Origin of the sequence: Xanthomonas boreopolis, from assembly GCF_046529185.1 — a bacterium.
GTDB classification, from domain to species: Bacteria; Pseudomonadota; Gammaproteobacteria; order Xanthomonadales; family Xanthomonadaceae; genus Pseudomonas_S; species Pseudomonas_S boreopolis.
Map to the genome: position 1 here is coordinate 2,043,361 of NZ_CP097162.1, position 16,696 is coordinate 2,060,056.

18 protein-coding genes and 3 tRNA genes are annotated in these 16,696 nt (G+C 67.9%); 11 read left to right on the forward strand and 10 right to left on the reverse strand.

Going from position 1 to position 16,696, the window contains the following annotated elements; genetic code table 11:
• Window positions 1-14 precede the first annotated feature (14 nt).
• The 9 genes from M3M27_RS08965 to M3M27_RS09005 all read left to right on the forward strand — a co-directional run bounded on the left by M3M27_RS08965 (window position 15) and on the right by M3M27_RS09005 (window position 8,414).
• The gene (locus tag M3M27_RS08965) at window positions 15-509 is read left to right on the forward strand and encodes a CinA family protein (RefSeq protein WP_177497464.1); all 495 of its coding nucleotides are present in this window, start codon (window positions 15-17) and stop codon (window positions 507-509) included.
• Between the two features lie 43 nt (window positions 510-552).
• On the forward strand, window positions 553-2,232 hold the full coding sequence (ubiB, locus tag M3M27_RS08970; RefSeq protein ID WP_140719872.1) for a 2-polyprenylphenol 6-hydroxylase: 1,680 nt from the start codon (window positions 553-555) through the stop codon (window positions 2,230-2,232).
• Window positions 2,233-2,294: 62 nt separating this feature from the next.
• A complete protein-coding gene (lexA, locus tag M3M27_RS08975; RefSeq protein WP_434027827.1) occupies window positions 2,295-2,927 on the forward strand; it encodes a transcriptional repressor LexA in 633 nt (210 codons plus the stop codon).
• Window positions 2,928-3,098: 171 nt separating this feature from the next.
• On the forward strand, window positions 3,099-4,130 hold the full coding sequence (recA, locus tag M3M27_RS08980) for a recombinase RecA (protein WP_140718600.1): 1,032 nt from the start codon (window positions 3,099-3,101) through the stop codon (window positions 4,128-4,130).
• A gap of 146 nt (window positions 4,131-4,276) precedes the next feature.
• Complete coding sequence (locus M3M27_RS08985; protein ID WP_434027828.1) at window positions 4,277-4,630, forward strand: TfoX/Sxy family protein; 354 nt, start codon at window positions 4,277-4,279, stop codon at window positions 4,628-4,630.
• Between the two features lie 40 nt (window positions 4,631-4,670).
• Window positions 4,671-5,147 (forward strand): recombination regulator RecX, encoded by a 477-nt coding sequence (gene recX, locus M3M27_RS08990; protein ID WP_434027830.1) that lies wholly within the window; start codon window positions 4,671-4,673, stop codon window positions 5,145-5,147.
• 98 nt (window positions 5,148-5,245) lie between these two features.
• Window positions 5,246-7,894: an alanine--tRNA ligase gene (gene alaS / locus M3M27_RS08995; protein ID WP_434027831.1), complete on the forward strand. Its 2,649-nt coding sequence runs from the start codon at window positions 5,246-5,248 to the stop codon at window positions 7,892-7,894.
• Between the two features lie 137 nt (window positions 7,895-8,031).
• Window positions 8,032-8,235, forward strand: coding sequence for a carbon storage regulator CsrA (gene csrA, locus M3M27_RS09000; RefSeq protein WP_140718596.1), 204 nt, complete (start codon window positions 8,032-8,034; stop codon window positions 8,233-8,235).
• A gap of 86 nt (window positions 8,236-8,321) precedes the next feature.
• Window positions 8,322-8,414, forward strand: a tRNA-Ser gene (locus tag M3M27_RS09005).
• Between the two features lie 49 nt (window positions 8,415-8,463).
• Here the strand turns inward: M3M27_RS09005 and M3M27_RS09010 are convergent.
• A complete protein-coding gene (locus M3M27_RS09010) occupies window positions 8,464-9,168 on the reverse strand; it encodes a pirin family protein (RefSeq protein ID WP_434027832.1) in 705 nt (234 codons plus the stop codon).
• A gap of 137 nt (window positions 9,169-9,305) precedes the next feature.
• On the opposite strand from M3M27_RS09010, the gene M3M27_RS09015 reads away from it, so the two are divergent.
• Both M3M27_RS09015 and M3M27_RS09020 read left to right on the forward strand, forming a co-directional pair.
• Window positions 9,306-10,241, forward strand: coding sequence for a LysR family transcriptional regulator (locus M3M27_RS09015; protein ID WP_434027833.1), 936 nt, complete (start codon window positions 9,306-9,308; stop codon window positions 10,239-10,241).
• Window positions 10,242-10,284: 43 nt separating this feature from the next.
• The gene (locus M3M27_RS09020) at window positions 10,285-11,268 is read left to right on the forward strand and encodes a DedA family protein/thiosulfate sulfurtransferase GlpE (protein WP_434027835.1); all 984 of its coding nucleotides are present in this window, start codon (window positions 10,285-10,287) and stop codon (window positions 11,266-11,268) included.
• Window positions 11,269-11,304: 36 nt separating this feature from the next.
• On the opposite strand, the gene M3M27_RS09025 is transcribed toward M3M27_RS09020, so the two are convergent.
• The 9 genes from M3M27_RS09025 to M3M27_RS09065 all read right to left on the reverse strand — a co-directional run bounded on the left by M3M27_RS09025 (window position 11,305) and on the right by M3M27_RS09065 (window position 16,573).
• Window positions 11,305-11,381, reverse strand: a tRNA-Arg gene (locus tag M3M27_RS09025).
• Between the two features lie 83 nt (window positions 11,382-11,464).
• Window positions 11,465-11,541 (reverse strand) — tRNA-Arg (locus M3M27_RS09030).
• Between the two features lie 117 nt (window positions 11,542-11,658).
• Window positions 11,659-12,501 (reverse strand): alpha/beta hydrolase family protein, encoded by an 843-nt coding sequence (locus tag M3M27_RS09035; protein ID WP_140718593.1) that lies wholly within the window; start codon window positions 12,499-12,501, stop codon window positions 11,659-11,661.
• Between the two features lie 84 nt (window positions 12,502-12,585).
• Complete coding sequence (locus M3M27_RS09040) at window positions 12,586-13,278, reverse strand: YoaK family protein (RefSeq protein WP_434027836.1); 693 nt, start codon at window positions 13,276-13,278, stop codon at window positions 12,586-12,588.
• Between the two features lie 22 nt (window positions 13,279-13,300).
• A complete protein-coding gene (locus tag M3M27_RS09045) occupies window positions 13,301-13,780 on the reverse strand; it encodes a hypothetical protein (protein ID WP_434027837.1) in 480 nt (159 codons plus the stop codon).
• Window positions 13,777-15,174: a PhoH family protein gene (locus tag M3M27_RS09050; RefSeq protein ID WP_140718591.1), complete on the reverse strand. Its 1,398-nt coding sequence runs from the start codon at window positions 15,172-15,174 to the stop codon at window positions 13,777-13,779. The genes M3M27_RS09045 and M3M27_RS09050 overlap by 4 nt, the downstream gene beginning before the upstream one ends.
• Window positions 15,175-15,256: 82 nt before the next feature.
• Complete coding sequence (locus M3M27_RS09055) at window positions 15,257-15,739, reverse strand: peroxiredoxin (protein ID WP_140718590.1); 483 nt, start codon at window positions 15,737-15,739, stop codon at window positions 15,257-15,259.
• Window positions 15,740-15,770: 31 nt separating this feature from the next.
• The gene (locus M3M27_RS09060; RefSeq protein WP_140718589.1) at window positions 15,771-15,983 is read right to left on the reverse strand and encodes a hypothetical protein; all 213 of its coding nucleotides are present in this window, start codon (window positions 15,981-15,983) and stop codon (window positions 15,771-15,773) included.
• Window positions 15,984-15,997: 14 nt separating this feature from the next.
• Entirely contained in the window at window positions 15,998-16,573 is a 576-nt protein-coding gene (locus M3M27_RS09065; protein WP_140718588.1) for a glycine cleavage system protein R, read from the reverse strand.
• Window positions 16,574-16,696 lie beyond the last annotated feature (123 nt).

Here is a 16,696-nt window from a genome sequence, read left to right on the forward strand (position 1 = left end):
TCGGCGCGAGATCCATGCCCATTCCTTCCGATCCAGAGCTGCGCGTGCTTTCCGAAACGCTGGGGGCGCAACTGCTCGACCGGCGCGAACATCTCGTCGCGGCGGAAAGCTGCACCGGCGGTTGGATCGCCAAGGCGATGACCGATGTGGCCGGTTCCTCGGCGTGGTTCGATTGCGGCATGGTCGCCTACAGCTACGAAGCCAAGCAGGCGCTGCTGGGCGTGCGCCCGCAGACGCTGGAGACGCATGGCGCGGTCAGCCGCGAGACGGCGATCGAGATGGTGTCGGGGGCGCTGGCCAATTCCGGGGCGAGCATCGCCGTGGCGGTCACCGGCATCGCCGGCCCCGGCGGCGGCAGCGCCGGCAAGCCCGTGGGCACGGTCTGGATCGGCTGGAAGCGGCGTGGCGGCTACGCCAGCGCGGAAGTGTTCCACTTCGACGGCGATCGCGATGCCGTGCGCCGGCAGACCGTCGCCGCGGCACTGCGGGGTTTGAGCGCGCTGCTGTGAGCATCGACGGCCTGCCGCGGCAGCGTGGAGCTCGTGCCCGATGATGTGGGATGCGCTCGGCACGGTACGCGACCTGGGGCGGCTGCAGGAAATCGCCTCGGTGCTGATCCGCCATGGATTCGGCGACGTGGTGCGCCGCATCGGCCTGGCCGACGTGCTGGAACGGGCGGGGCGGCTGCTGCACTGGCACAACGGCGAAGGCATGTTGCGCATGTCCGCGGCCGTGCGGGTGCGGCGCGCCCTCGAGGAACTCGGGCCGACGTTCGTGAAGCTGGGGCAGGTACTGGCCACGCGCGTGGACCTGCTGCCGCCGGAATGGACCGACGAGCTTTCCCGCTTGCAGAACGCGGTGCCCGCGCTGCCGTTCGAGCGGATCCGCGACCAGTTGCTGGCCGACCTCGGCGTTCCGCCCGAGCAGGCGTTCGCGCGCTTCGACGAGAAGGCCCTGGCGGCGGCGTCGCTCGCGCAGACCCACCGTGCCTGGCTGCACGATGGCCGCGCCGTGGTGTTGAAGGTGCGCCGGCCGGGCATCCGCGAGGTGGTGGAAGCCGACCTGCGCTTGCTGGCGAGGCTGGCCGAGATCGTCGAGGCGCGCGCGCCGGACCTGCAGCGCTACCGACCGAAGGAGGTCGTCCACCAGTTCACGGTATCGCTGCGGCGGGAGCTGGACTTCGCCGCCGAGTGCCGCAACGCCGAGCGCATCGCCGCCAACTTCGCCGGCCATGCCGAGGTGGTCATCCCCGCCGTGCATTGGCAATGGACCTGCGAGAGCCTCAACGTGCAGGACTTCGTCGATGGCATCCCCGGGCGCGACCTGGCGGCGGCCGATGCGGCGGGCCTCGACCGCGTGCAGCTGGCCAGGCTCGGCGCCGGCATCGTGCTGAAGATGGTGCTCGAAGACGGCTGCTTCCACGCCGATCCGCATCCGGGCAACATCTTCTACATGCGCGACGGCCGCATCGCCATCATCGACTTCGGCATGGTCGGGCGCATTTCCGAGCAACGGCGCCAGCAGGTCGCGCAGCTGCTGTACGGCATGGTCGACCACGACGCCGAGATCGTCGTCGACGTGTTGCTGGAGTGGGCCGCGGGCGGAATCGAGGTCGACGAGATGCGGCTGCAGCAGGACATCGGCACCTTCGTCGACCAGTACCGTGGCGTGCCGCTGAAGGAATTGCGGATCGGCGCGATGCTGGCCGACATCACCGCGATCCTGCGCGAGCACGCGCTGACCTTGCCTGCCGACCTGGCGCTGATGATCAAGGCGTTCCTGAGCCTGGAGGGCATGGGGCGCCAGCTCGATCCCGATTTCGACATGGCCAGCGAGGCGCGGCCTTACCTGCAGCGGGCGCTGCTGCAGCGCTTCGCGCCCGGCCAGGTGCTGCGGCGGGGCCGGCGCAGCCTGACCGGCGCCATCGACCTGGTCGGCAACCTGCCGCGCGATCTCAAGCGGCTGCTGCAGGCGGCCCGCCGCGGCCGCCTGCAACTGCATGTGGAAACCCAGTCGCTCAAGGCCTTCGGCGCCCAGATCAACCGCGCCGCCAACCGCCTGACCATGGGCATCGTCACCGCGGCCCTGGTGATCGGTTCCTCGATCGTGATGAACAGCGTGGGCGGCATTTCCAGCCGGTGGCTGCTGGCGATCGGCGTGACCGGCTTCGTCGGCGCCGCCCTGTGCGGCATCTGGATCCTGATCTCGATCTGGCGCAGCGGCAGGGACTGACCGGCGGCGTCCGAGGCTATCGGGGCTTGCGACCGCCTTAATTAGTAGTAATACTACTAACCATGGACCTGACCGACACCCAGCAGGCGATCCTGGCGATGATCGCCGAACGCATCGAGTCCGATGGCGTGCCGCCGTCGCAGACCGAGATCGCGCGTGCCTTCGGCTTCAAGGGCGTGCGTGCCGCGCAATACCACCTGGAAGCGCTGGAGCAGGCCGGAGCGATCCGGCGGGTGCCCGGGCAGGCGCGCGGTATCCGCCTGGTCGCCCCGGCGGTCGAGGCCATCGAGCCGCCCCGGCAGCAGGACGATGTCCTGCGCCTGCCGGTGCTGGGCCGGGTCGCGGCCGGCCTGCCGATCGGCGCCGACATCGGTTCGGACGATTTCGTGGTGCTCGACCGGGTGCTGTTCTCCCCCTCGCCGGACTACCTGCTCAAGGTGCAGGGGGATTCGATGCGCGACGAAGGCATCTTCGACGGCGACCTGATCGGCGTGCACCGCACCCGCGATGCGCGTTCGGGGCAGATCGTGGTGGCGCGGATCGACGAGGAAATCACCGTCAAGCTGCTGAAGATCGGCAAGGATCGCATCCGCTTGCTGCCGCGCAATCCGGACTACGCCCCCATCGAAGTGCTGCCGGACCAGGATTTCGCGATCGAAGGCCTGTATTGCGGCCTGCTGAGGCCGAACCGTTGAGGCCGTCGCCCGAGGCCGGGCCGTGGGGTTTTCCCACGCTCGCGGCCGGCATGCACTGGTGCCCGCGGACCCGCCCGCCGATTAATTTCGATCGCGTCGCCGGCAGTCTCAGCCCTTGCGATACATCGACGCTAGATTGACCCCATTCCGATCACTGACGAGGAACACACGATGGACGAGAACAAGAAGCGCGCGCTGGCGGCTGCCCTGGGCCAGATCGAGAAGCAGTTCGGCAAGGGCTCGGTGATGCGCATGGGCGACCGCGTGGTCGAGCCCGTCGAGGCCGTCCCGACCGGCTCGCTGATGCTGGATATCGCCCTGGGCATCGGCGGCCTGCCCAAGGGCCGCGTGGTCGAGATCTACGGTCCGGAATCCTCGGGCAAGACCACCTTGACCCTGCAGGCCATCGCCGAGTGCCAGAAGCAGGGCGGCACCGCTGCCTTCATCGATGCCGAGCACGCGCTGGACCCGATCTACGCCGCCAAGCTGGGCGTCAACGTCGACGAGCTGCTGCTGTCGCAGCCGGATACCGGCGAGCAGGCGCTGGAGATCGCCGACATGCTGGTGCGCTCGGGCTCGGTGGACATCCTGGTGGTCGACTCGGTGGCCGCGCTGACCCCCAAGGCCGAGATCGAGGGCGAGATGGGCGACCAGTTGCCGGGCCTGCAGGCACGCCTGATGAGCCAGGCCCTGCGCAAGCTGACCGGCAACATCAAGCGCTCCAATACGCTGGTGATCTTCATCAACCAGTTGCGCATGAAGATCGGCGTGATGATGCCGGGCCAGAGCCCGGAAACCACCACCGGCGGCAACGCGCTGAAGTTCTATGCCTCGGTGCGCCTGGACATCCGCCGCATCGGTTCGATCAAGAAGGGCGACGAGATCATCGGCAACCAGACCAAGATCAAGGTGGTCAAGAACAAGCTGGCGCCGCCGTTCAAGCAGGTCGTCACCGAGATCCTCTACGGCGAAGGCATCAGCCGCGAGGGCGAACTGATCGACATGGGCGTGGAGGCCAAGCTGGTCGAGAAGGCCGGTGCCTGGTACAGCTACGGCAACGAGCGCATCGGCCAGGGCAAGGACAACGCCCGTGCCTACCTGCGCGACAACCCGCAGGTGGCGGCCAAGATCGAGGCCGAGCTGCGCGAGAAGTTCCAGCCGGCCGAGGCTTCGCGCGACGAGGGCGAGGACCTGGACGACTGAGTCCCCGCGTGTTTTCCGCTCTGGGCGAGGGACGCTGTCAGTGACGTCCCTCGCCCGGGGCACTCCGGATGAGGCCAGGAGGACGGGCGCCAGGGAAGGCGCGCTTCCTGGCCCGAGCCGATCCGGTGTTGTTGCAGGGAGCCGCCATGGCCACCGACCCAGGGTTCATCGAGTACATCCGCGAACAGGCGGACCTGCCACAGCGGCTGACGTGCCGCAAGATGTTCGGGGAATACGGGTTGTACTGCGACGGCAAGTTCGTGGCCGTGGCCGCCGACAACTCCTTGTTCCTCAAGCCCACCGAGGCGGGACGCCGCCTGTTGCCCTCGATGACCGAGGGAAAACCGTATCCTGGAGCAAAGGCTTGGTTCGTGGTGGACGAGGTCCTGGACGATCCCGATCTATTGCGTCGATTGATCCTGGCCACCGCTGCCGAGTTGCCTATTTCCACGCGAAGGGCCGGCGCGGCCGGGAAGCGACGTTCGACTGGGGCAGGATGAGCGAACGGACAGGGTGCCGCCCGGCATTGACGAACCAACGATGACTTCCAAGCCCGAGCGCAAACCGAGGACCCCGCCCACGCCGCTCCAGCGCGCCCTGGGGCTGTTGGTGCGGCGCGAACATTCGCGCAAGGAGCTGACCCGCAAGCTGCAGGCGCGGGGCGTCGAGGCGGAGGCTGCCCTCGAAGCGGTCGAGCGCCTGGCCGGGGAGGGGTGGCAGGACGATGCCCGGTTCGCCGAATCGCTGGTGCGCAGCCGTGCGGCCAGTGGCTATGGACCGCTGCATATTCGCGCCGAACTGGCCACGCACGGGCTGGACGGCGATGCCGTGGCCACCGCCATGGCGGCTTTCGAAGGCGACTGGACCGAGAATGCCCGGGACCTGGTCCGCCGCCGGTTCGGCGAGGCCGGGCCAACCGATCTCGCCCAGCGCCGCAAGGCCGCGGACCTCCTGGCACGACGGGGCTTCGACGGCGACAGTATCCGGGCCGCGACCCGTTTCGATCCTGAGGACTGAACAGGCAAGGCCTGATACCCTTGGCAGTTTAGGTTGTCCCGATTCCGTGCCCGCCGGGAGTGCCGTCGTCCCGGCGGCGCCCGCCTACTGCCAGCCCCATGAACGCACCCGCCAAATTCACCACCTCCCAGATCCGCAGCGACTTCCTCGAGTTCTTCAAGGGCAAGGGCCATACCATCGTGCCGTCGGCACCGCTGGTGCCGGGCAACGACCCGACCCTGTTGTTCACCAACTCCGGCATGGTGCAGTTCAAGGACGTGTTCCTGGGCGCGGAAAAGCGCAGCTACGTGCGCGCGGCCGACGTCCAGCGCTGCCTGCGTGCCGGCGGCAAGCACAACGACCTCGATTCGGTCGGCTATACCGCCCGCCACCACACCTTCTTCGAGATGCTGGGCAACTGGTCGTTCGGCGATTACTTCAAGAAGGAAGCGATCGCCTGGGCCTGGGAACTGCTGACCCAGGTCTGGAAGCTGCCGGCCGAGCGCCTGCTGGTCACGGTCTACCACACCGACGACGAGGCCTACGCGTTGTGGCGCGACATGATCGGCGTGCCGGAAGCGCGCATCGTGCGCATCGGCGACAACAAGGGCGCCCCGTACGCTTCCGACAATTTCTGGCAGATGGCCGATACCGGCCCGTGCGGTCCTTGCACCGAGATCTTCTACGACCACGGCGAACACATCGCCGGCGGCCCCCCGGGCTCGCCGGACGAGGATGGCGATCGCTTCATCGAGATCTGGAACCTGGTGTTCATGCAGTTCGACCGCCAGCCCGACGGCACCCTGGTGCCGCTGCCGGCGCCGTGCGTGGACACCGGCATGGGCCTGGAGCGCTTGGCGGCGATCCTGCAGCACGTGCACAGCAACTACGAGATCGACCTGTTCCAGGCGTTGATCCGCAAGGCCGCGGAGCTGACCGGCACGGCCGACCTGGAGAACAAGTCGCTGCGCGTGATCGCCGACCATATCCGCGCCTGTTCCTTCCTGATCGTGGATGGCGTGCTGCCGTCCAACGAAGGGCGCGGCTACGTGCTGCGCCGGATCATCCGCCGGGCCTTGCGCCATGGCTGGATGCTCGGCGTGCGCCAGCCGTTCTTCAGCAGGATGGTCCCGACCCTGGTCGAGCAGATGGGCGAGGCCTATCCGGAACTGCCGGCGGCGGCGGACACGGTGGCGCGGGCGTTGCTGGCCGAGGAGGAGCGCTTCGCGGAGACCCTCGATGCGGGCATGAAGATCTTCGACGAGGTCGCGGCAAAGGCGGCCGACGGGGTGATCCCCGGCGCCGAGGCCTTCCGCCTGTACGACACCTACGGCTTCCCGGTCGACCTGACCGCCGATATCGCGCGCGAGCGCGGCATGAGCGTGGACATGGACGGCTTCGATGCCGCGATGGAGCGGCAGCGCGAAACCGCCCGTGCGGCCGGCAAGTTCGGCGGCGGCGTGCAACTGCCGGCCGAGCTGGTGGCGGCGCTGTCGCCGACGGTCTTCCTCGGGTACGACCTGCTGGAAGCCGACGGCCTGAAGGTGGTGGCATTGTTGCGCGATGGCCGCCCGGTGGAGTCCGCCTCGGAGGGCGACGAGGTCATCGTGCTGACCGACCGCACCCCGTTCTATGCCGAATCCGGCGGCCAGGTCGGCGATACCGGCACACTGGCCGCGCCGGGCATGCGCCTGGACGTGACCGATACGCAGAAGTTCGCCGGGCAGTTCCATGGCCATGTAGGCCGCATCGCCCAGGGCAGGCTGAAGATCGGCGACGTGCTGTCCGGCAGCGTCGATGCGGAGCGCCGCGGCACGATCGTGCTCAACCATTCGGCGACCCACCTGCTGCACGGTGCCCTGCGCGGCCTGCTCGGCACCCACGTGGCGCAGAAGGGCTCGCTGGTCGCGCCGGATCGCCTGCGTTTCGACTTCTCGCACTTCCAGCCGGTGACGGCCGCGGAGCTTGCCGAGATCGAACGCCAGGTCAACGACGAAGTACGTGCCAACCACGCGGTGGTCATCCAGCAGATGGACATGCAGGCCGCGCTGGACGCGGGCGCGATGGCGCTGTTCGGCGAGAAGTACGGCGAACGCGTGCGCGTGGTGACGATGGGTCCCTCGGTGGAGCTTTGCGGCGGCACCCACGTAGCCCGCACCGGCGACATCGGCCTGTTCAAGATCGTTTCCGAAGGCGGCGTGTCCTCCGGAGTGCGGCGTATCGAAGCGGTCACCGGCCGGGGCGCCCTCGATCACGTGGCCGGCGAGGAGCGGCGCTTGCAGGAGGCCGCGAGCCTGCTGGGCGGCAGCGCCGCCGACGTGGTCGACAAGATCCGCCAGCTCGGCGAGCGGCAGAAGAAGCTCGAGCGCGAACTGGAAGCGCTCAAGGCCAAGGTGGCTTCGAGCGCCACGGCCGATCTGGCCGGTTCGGCCGTGGACGTGGCCGGCGCAAAGGTGATCGCGGTGCGCCTGGACGGTTTCGACGCCAAGGCGTTGCGCGAGGCGGTCGACCGCCTCAAGCAGCAGGTGCGGGACCTGGTGGTCGTGCTCGCGGGCGTCGTCGACGGCAAGGTCGCGCTCGTCGCGGGTGTGAATGGCAGCCCAATGGGCAAGGTCAAGGCGGGGGAACTCATCGCGCATGTCGCCGGTCAGATCGGTGGCAAGGGCGGCGGCCGCCCGGACCTCGCCCAGGGTGGTGGCGAGGACGGGCCCGCCCTTGCCACGACTCTCAGCGGAGTCACCGAGTGGGTCAGGCAGCACCTCTCCTGAATGTATCGGCGCCGCGCCTTGATGGTCGGTGGTGGTGCCGTTAACATTTCCAATCTTTTCCTCTGACTGTAGGGCGCTCCGTCCGGAGCGCCGATGCTGGCGGGGAAGTTCCTGCCAGTTCCTGGAGAACCACTGACATGTTGATCCTGACCCGCCGCGTTGGCGAAACCTTGATGATTGGAGATTCGGTCACCGTGACCGTGCTGGGCGTCAAGGGCAACCAGGTGCGTATCGGCATTACTGCGCCGAAGGACGTCGCGGTGCATCGCGAAGAGATCTACCAGCGCATCCAGCGCGGCGAAGAGCCGACTTCCCACGGTTCGGGCGCCGGCGAGGAATAATCTTCGCATTGAGGGTTTACGTTGGCCCTCGTTAACCGGTATTCTTCGCACCCCGCAGCGCGACGCCGCGGCGGGGACGAAAATCCGGAGTGATGCCCGAGAGGCCGAAGGGGCTCCCCTGCTAAGGGAGTATAGGGTCAAAAGCTCTATCGAGGGTTCGAATCCCTCTCACTCCGCCAGTTACGAACAACCCGCCTTCCGGCGGGTTGTTTGCGTTTGGGCGCGGCATCAGTTCAACGGCAGGTCGAACAGCAGGATCTCGGCATCCTGTCCCCCGGACAGGACGATGCGCTCCTCTGCGGTGACCTGTGCGGCATCGCCCTGGTCCAACCGCTGGCCGTTCACCGAGAGGCTGCCGCGCGCCACTTGCACGTAGGCGCCGCGGCCTTGGCCGAGCGCGTGCTCGAGCTGCTGTCCGCCGTCGAGGATCGAGGCGAAGATGCGCGCGTCCTGGTGGATCAGCAGCGAGCCTTCGGCCGCATCCGGGGAGGCGATCAGGCGCAGCCGGTTGCGCTTGTCCTCGGGCGCGAAGTGCCTTTCCTCGTAGCTCGGTTCGATGCCGTTGCGTTCCGGGAAGAGCCAGATCTGCAGGAAATGCACCGGTTCGCTGGGCGAATGGTTGAACTCGCTGTGGGTGACGCCGCTGCCGGCGCTCATCCGCTGCACGTCGCCGTAATGCAGCACCGAGCCGCTGCCCATGCTGTCCTTGTGCTCCAGTGCGCCGGACAGGACGTAGGACACGATCTCCATGTCGCGGTGGCCGTGCGTGCCGAAACCTTCGCCGGGCTGCACGCGGTCTTCGTTGATCACGCGCAGCGGGCCGAAGCCCATGTGGCGCGGGTCGTGGTAGTGGGCGAACGAGAACGTGTGGCGGGACGACAGCCAGCCATGTTCGGCGCGGCCCCGGGTATCGCTCTTGCGGATCTGAAGCATGGTGGTCTCCTTTCGATTCTATCGATGGTGTCCGTGGAGCCGAACTGTTCGGTTCCTTTGGGTTGGCGAAAGTCTGTGGCTTTTCTCGCGGTAGGAAAAGCGAGTAGATTTGGGTAATACAATCGAAAAAATCGAACATGAAGATCAGCCTGGACGCCCTGCAGATCCTGGATGCCATCGATCGGCGGGGCTCGTTCGCGGGGGCGGCGAAGGTCCTGTTCAAGGTGCCTTCCACGATCTCCTACACGGTCGCCAAGCTGGAGGAAGACCTCGGCGTGCAATTGTTCGAGCGCTCCGGCCCCAAGGCATGGCCGACCGAGGCCGGCCGGGAGCTGCTGCGCGAGGGCCGGCACCTGCTGCAGGCCGCCCAGGAGCTCGAGCAGCGGGTGCGCCGCGTGGCTTCCGGGTGGGAGGCCGATCTCGGGATCGCGATCGATTCGGCGCTTCCGGGATGGTTGCTGGAACCCGACATCCGGGCCTTCTGCGACACCGCGCCGAACACGCGGCTGCGCGTGCAGAGCGAGGCGCTGTCCGGGACCTGGGAGGCGCTGCTGGACCGCCGGGTGGACTTGGTGGTCGCGGCCGGGGAAGGGCCGAGCGGAGCGGGGTACGTCGCCGAGCCGCTGGGCAGGATCGGCTTCGTGTTCGTCGTCGCGCCGGACCATCCGTTGGCGGCGTCGGGCAAGGTCTCTTCCGCCGACCTGGCGGCGCATCGCGCGATCGCGGTGGGGGACAGTGCGCGCCGGCTGCTGCCGAGGACGGTCGGGCTGCTGTCGGAACGGGACGTGCTGACCGTGGCGAGCATGCACGACAAGTACCTGTTCCAGCGATCGGGCCTCGGCTATGGCTTCCTGCCCCTGCCTTACGCGCAGGCGGCCATCGAGGCCGGGGCGCTGGTGCCGGTCCGGGTGGATGAGCGCAAGCCCGACGAGACCTTCTATCTCGCCTGGCGGATCGAGGAAGAGGGCAATGCGCTGGCGTGGTGGCGGCAGCGCCTGCGGCGCCAAGGGCTGTTCGACGAATGGCAACGCCGGATCGCGGAAACGTACCGTTCCGTCGCTCGCGGCGGCTGAAGCGGGATAATCCGCATCATCGCGAGGGGCGTTGGAGTCGGTGATGCAGGCGTTGCTGGAGCAGTTCGGGCTGGCGCTCGTGTTCGTGAACGTGCTGGCGTTGTCGCTGGGCTTGCCGGTGCCCGCGATGCCGACGTTGATCGTGGTCGGCGCCGGCTTCGCATTGCAGGGCGGGGCGACGGCCTGGTTCGGCTGCCTTGCCGCGCTGGCGCTGTCCGTCGCGGCCAGCCTGCTGGGCGACCTGGCTTGGTACGCCGCGGGGCGGCGCTACGGCACGTCGACCCTGCGCTCGCTGTGCCGGCTATCGCTGTCGCGCGACAGTTGCATGAAGAAGACCGAGCGCTTCTATGGCCGCTGGGGCGTGCGCGTGTTGGCGGTCGCCAAGTTCGTGCCGGGGTTGTCGATGGTGTCGGTGCCGATGGCGGGCGCGATGCAGGTGCGGCCGGCTGCGTTCCTCCGCTACGACGCGCTGGGCGCGGCGCTGTGGGCGCTGGTGGGCGTGGGACTCGGCGTGCTGTTCCATGGCCAAGTGGGGCGGGTCACTTCGCTGCTGGCCGAGCTCGGCTCCGGTGCGGTGCTGCTCGTCGTGGCATTGCTGGTGGCCTACATCGGCTGGCGCGCGTGGCATCGCCGTGCGTTGCTGCGTTCGCTCGATGCGGCGCGGATCGACGTGGACGAGCTGCATGCGCTGTTGCAGGGCGAGGACGCGCCGGTCGTGCTCGACATCCGCGCGCCCGGCTACCGCGAACTGGAGCCTTTCACGATCCCCGGCGCGGTGTTCGCGGACGAGCGCCGGCTCGGCGACATCCTCGCGGCGTATCCGCCCGAGCGGAGCATCGTGATCTATTGCGCCTGCCCGGACGAAGTGTCCGCGGCCTGGCTTGCCGCGCAGCTGCGGAAGCATCGTTATCGGGACGTGCGGCCCTTGCGGGGCGGCCTGGCGGACTGGCGGAAGGCCGGCTACGACGTCGCCTGGTTGCAGGGCACGAGTGGCGCCGGAATGCCGCGGCCGCTCGTGCAGGCATAAAAAAACGACCTGCGTTGCCGCAGGTCGTCTCGAAGATGGCGCGCCCGGAGAGATTCGAACTCCCGACCGCCTGGTTCGTAGCCAGGTACTCTATCCAACTGAGCTACGGGCGCGTTTTGAACTGGCTCGAAGCGACTCGATCGCTTCGAAACAAAAAGACAGCACTGGATGCTGTCTTTTTTGTCGATCCTGAAGATGGCGCGCCCGGAGAGATTCGAACTCCCGACCGCCTGGTTCGTAGCCAGGTACTCTATCCAACTGAGCTACGGGCGCGTCGTCAGGAGCGGAATTATGCGGGTGTGAAGGGCATGCGTCAACCTCCTTGTCCGGCAGCCGGGCAATCCTGGCCGTGGCGCTTGCGGAAGGCGAAGACGGATGTCCGGGCGGGCGTCAGCGCAACGACTGCGCCAGTTGCTCCGCCACCGCTTCGGGTTGCCGCATCCAGCTGAAATGGTCCGCGCGCGTGCCCAGGCGCGCTTGCGCCAGGCGATGGACGCGCTTGGGCGCGGCACCGTGCAGCTTCCGCAGAAGGGCCTGCATGGAGCTTTCGGGGGCCAGCCAATCGTCGGCCATGAGCACCCCGGTGGTCGCGATGTCGAGCGTCCCCATGCCGGTTTCCAGCTCCGAGGGCAGGCCGGCGGCGGCATAGTGGTTGGTCAGGCCCACGCGGGCCCAGTCGCGGATCAGCCCGCGCGCCTCGGTGCCTCCGAAGCCGAGGCGCCTTCCCGGCAGCGCGCCCTGGCGCCTGGCCAGCCAGGGCAGGAAGCGATAGACCAGCGGCAAGGCGTAGCGCACCGGTGCCGGGAAAGCGCGCCAGTAGGGTGTGCCGGTGGCGACCAGCCACAATCGCGAGATCCCTTCCGGCGAGAGCGCCGCGTGGCAGCACGCCAATTGGCCGCCGAGACTGTGCCCGCCGACGATCAATGGCGCTTCGCCTGCGTGCCGGGAAAGCGCGTTGCGGCTGGCAGGGAGGTCTTCGAGCAGCAGTTCGCGATAACCCCAGTCGTGTTCGCGGGACGGACGCAGCGAACTGCTGCCGTTTCCGCGCCATTCGTGCAGGAACACGGCAATGCCGTGGTTGGCGAGCGCGTCGGCCCATGGTTCGTAGTGGCGGGCCGCCACGCCCAGCGCGGGCAACCATAGCAGGCGTGCGACCGGGGCCGGGGGCAATCGGCCGACCAACTGCCAGCGATGCCCATCGTCGGCCTGGAGATCGAGAATGATCGGCGTCATGCCGGCTAGCCTACCGAACCAAGATACCGGGTGCGAGCGCGCGCCTGGCGGGAGGCGCGCTCGAGACCGCGGCGTTGCCGCGCCTCAACGCACGCGAGGTCGAGGGTTCCGGGCACGGTGGAGCGTCCACTGCCGATGGATCACGTACCCGGCACCGGTGAGGCCGGTGATGCAGGCGGGGATCAGCAGCGACAGGTAGTGAAGGCGCTGGAACAACCAGGTGCCGAACAGGCTGCCGCACAGGAAGCCGCCGATGATCAAGCCGCTCAACGTGAGCCGCCGCACCTGCAAGGGCATGCCGCGCAGCAGGTGACCGAGCCCGATGCCGAGATCGGTGAACATCCCGCTCAGGTGGGTGGTGCGGACGATTGCGCCACTGAACGTGGTGGCCATCGCGTTCTGCAGCCCGCAGGCCGCGGCTGCCGAGAAAATGCCCCAGGCCAGGTGCTGTCCGAGCAGCGGGATCGCCGCCAGCAACAGGAGCGATTCCAGCAGCAATACCACGCCATAGCGCCTGCCGAGCCGGAGCGTGCTGTCCTGGACGATCAACCCGCTCAGCATCGCGCCGAGGCTGAAGGCGATCAGCACGCCCCATAGCAGGCGGACTTCACTCCAGTCGCCTTGCGCCAGGGCCGCGCCGAGCAGGCTGGTGGTGCCGGACATGTGGCTGACCACCTGGTGCTCCACGCCGAGGTAGGCGATCACGTTGACCATGCCGGCCACGGCCGAGAGCGTGATCGCGCCTATCCATACCCAGCGTGGCAGGTGGATCCCCACGGCGCCCGTCCGCTCTTGGGCTTCAGTGCGGACCATTGACTTCCACCTGCGAGAATTCGCCGGTCTGTGGATCGTACACGGCCCCCCAGAAGCTGCTCCCGCCGTCGCAGACGCGGATGGCGGTCCTGCCGGGATCGAGGTCGGAATGGTCGGGCAGGCGGAAGGCGTTGATGTAGATCAGCCGGCGCCCGCCGGATTCGATGCCCACGTACTGGCGATCCGATTTTTCCGGCGCGGCGATCGTGGGGCGCAACCGGCCGAGCGCCGCTTCCAGCTGGTCGATCTGCTGGCGGCTGGGGGCCCAGAAGCCGGTCACTTCCCCGATGTGGCGCCCCGGGCTGTCGCGGGAGCAGGTGTCCAGCACTTCCGCGGCGACGAGCGGGCGGGTGATCACCCACGATTGCCCGCTCTTGGCCTGGGTCGGCACCATGGCCGGCCCACGGGTGGCGCAGCCGGCGAGCAATGCGCCCGCGGCTGCCAGGCAAAGCGCTTGGCGGATCACAGGACCTCCGAAGCGTAGTCGGCCAGGCGCGAACGCTCGCCGCGGCGCAAGGTGACGTGCGCGCTGTGCGGCCAGGCCTTGAAGCGGTCGACCGCGTAGGTCAGGCCGGAGGTGGTCTCGGTGAGGTAGGGCGTGTCGATCTGCTCGACGTTGCCCAGGCATACGATCTTGGTGCCGGGGCCGGCGCGGGTGATCAGCGTCTTCATCTGCTTGGGCGTGAGGTTCTGCGCCTCGTCCAGGATCAGGTAGCGCGACAGGAAGGTGCGGCCGCGCATGAAGTTCATCGAGCGGATCTTGATGCGGCTGGCGAGCAGGTCGTTGGTGGCGGCCCGTCCCCAGGCGCCGCCTTCCTGGTTGTGCGTCAGCACTTCCAGGTTGTCGGTCAGCGCGCCCATCCACGGCGTCATCTTCTCCTCCTCGGTTCCGGGCAGGAAGCCGATGTCCTCGCCGACGCTGACGGTGGCGCGCGTCATGATGATTTCGCGGTAGCGCTGCTGGTCCATGGTCTGCGCCAGGCCGGCGGCGAGCGCCAGCAGCGTCTTGCCGGTACCGGCGGTGCCGAGCAGGGTGACGAAGTCGATCTCCGGGTCCATCAGGGCGTTGAGCGCGAAGTTCTGCTCGCGGTTGCGCGCGGCGATGCCCCAGACCGCGTGCTGGCCGGTGCGGTAGTCCTCGACCAGGCTCAGCGTCGCCTTGCCTCCGGCGAGCTTGGCCACGCGCAGTTCGACTTCGTCGTCGCCCGGCAGGTACAGGTACTGGTTCGGATAGAAATCCTCGTCCTCGGCGAGCCGGATCTCGTAATGGGTGCGGCCCTTGTCGCTCCAGCTGCGCAGGTCCTGGTTGTGCTTCTGCCAGAAGTCCTCCGGCAGCTCGAGCGCGCCGGTGAACAGCAGGCTGAAATCGTCCAGCGCCCGGTCGTTCTCGTAGTCCTCGGCCACCAGGCCGCTGATCGAGGCCTTGATGCGCAGGTTGATGTCCTTGGACACCAGCACCACCGGCACCTCGGGGTGGGCCTCGCGCAATTCCAGCACCGCGGCGAGGATCTTGTTGTCCGGCATGACGTTGCCGAAGGTGCGCCCGGGCTCGCTGGCGGTGGTCTGGAAGTACAGCTTGCCGATCCCGGACTGGCCCTTGAGCTGGATGCCCTGCGGGTGGCTGAGGGTGATGCCGGCCTGGATCTGCTCGGCGCTGGCGCTGCCCAGCAGTTCGTCGAGGAAGCGGCTGACCTGGCGGGCGTTGCGGCTGACTTCGGAGGTGCCCTTCTTGGCGTTGTCCAGCTCCTCGATCACCTGCATCGGCAGGAAGACGTCGTGCTCCTCGAACTTGAACAGCGCGGTCGGATCATGCATCAGCACGTTGGTGTCCAGCACGTAGATGCGCTTGCCTCGGGTCATCATCGGTTCCTGGGTGAGGGACAGGGGCAAGCCATCACGGCCTGCGGTGCAGGGTGATGGCGTTTGCAGGGAGCGGGTGCGATCACTTCTTGACGTGTGCCTTCAGGGCTTCGAGTACGGCTTCCGCGTGGCCGGCCACCTTGACCTTGCGCCACGCCTGCACGATACGACTGTCCGGCGAAATGAGGAAGGTGCTGCGCTCGATGCCGAGCACCTGCTTGCCGTACATGTTCTTCATCTTGATGACATCGAACGCCTTGCACAGCGCCTCGTCGGCATCGCTGACCAGCGGGAAGCGGAACCCCTGCTTGGCGCAGAAATTGTCGTGCGACTTCACCGAGTCGCGCGAGACGCCCAGCACGACCGCGCCGGCGCGCTTGAACTGGGGCAGCAGCGCGTTGAAGTCCAGGCCTTCGGTGGTGCAGCCCGGGGTGCTGTCCTTGGGGTAGAAGTACAGCACCAGCCAGTGGCCGGCCTGTTCGGCCAAGGTGGTGCCGGCGCCGCCGGACAAGGCGAGCGGAAGGTTCAGTACCGAGGCCGGCAATTCGATCCGTGATTCAGTCATGGCTCCTCGACCAGGATTGGGAAGCGGGGAATCAGTGGGGAGGCGGACCGGCGTCCACGCGGTCGCAGGCCGCCGCGCCCGGGCGGCAGCCTTGCCATGCGGACGCTGCGCCAAGCCGGCGCAGCGCGCCGGCGTCGATGTCGGTACAGGAGTGGCCCCACGGCATGGGGCCGTCGACGTTCCAATCGGTATCGGCGCGGGGGGCGGCAGGCAGCGGGTCCAGTGCGGATATCTCGATGGCCATCGCGGCTCCGGCGATCAGAACTTCATCGGGTCCATGATCGCGTCGAGGTTGAGGTGGTCGCAGAACTCGAGGAAGTCGTCGCGCAGCGCGGCGATGTGCATGTTCGCCGGCACGCCGATCGTCACCTGCGCCGAGAACATCTCCGCGCCGGTCTGCATCGCGCGGTAGCGCGAGCTCTGCAGGTTCTCGATGGTGATGCCCTGGCGGTCGAAGAAATCGGCCAGCTGGAACAGGATGCCCGGCTTGTCGGCGGCGATGACTTCGACGATGTAGGGAAGCAGGTTGGACTGGGTCTGCTTGGGACCGGTGCGGTACCAGATCAGCTTCAGTCCTTCCTCGCGCTCCAGGCGCGTGAGCATCGCTTCCAGCTTGGCGACCGAATCCCACGACCCCGTCGCCAGCGCGGTGACCGAGACGTCGCGGCCCACGGTGGCCAGGCGCGCGTCCACGAGGTTGCAGCCGCTGTCGGCGATGCGGCGGGTCACGGGCAGCAGGGGGGACTCCGGATGCGTCGTGTAGGCGTTGATCAGGAGGTGGTTTTCGTTCGGCGAAGGCCGGGGCGTGGAGTCGGTCAAAGGGGATTCCGGCATTGCGAGGTAAGGCTGAATGGCGGCCGGCAGGGCCCGGTGCGCTGTGCGCAGCATACTTGCCCGTGCTTTCGCGCCGCAAGTAACATGCGGGATGCCCCGAACCCGCCCCGGCGGGCCTTTCAC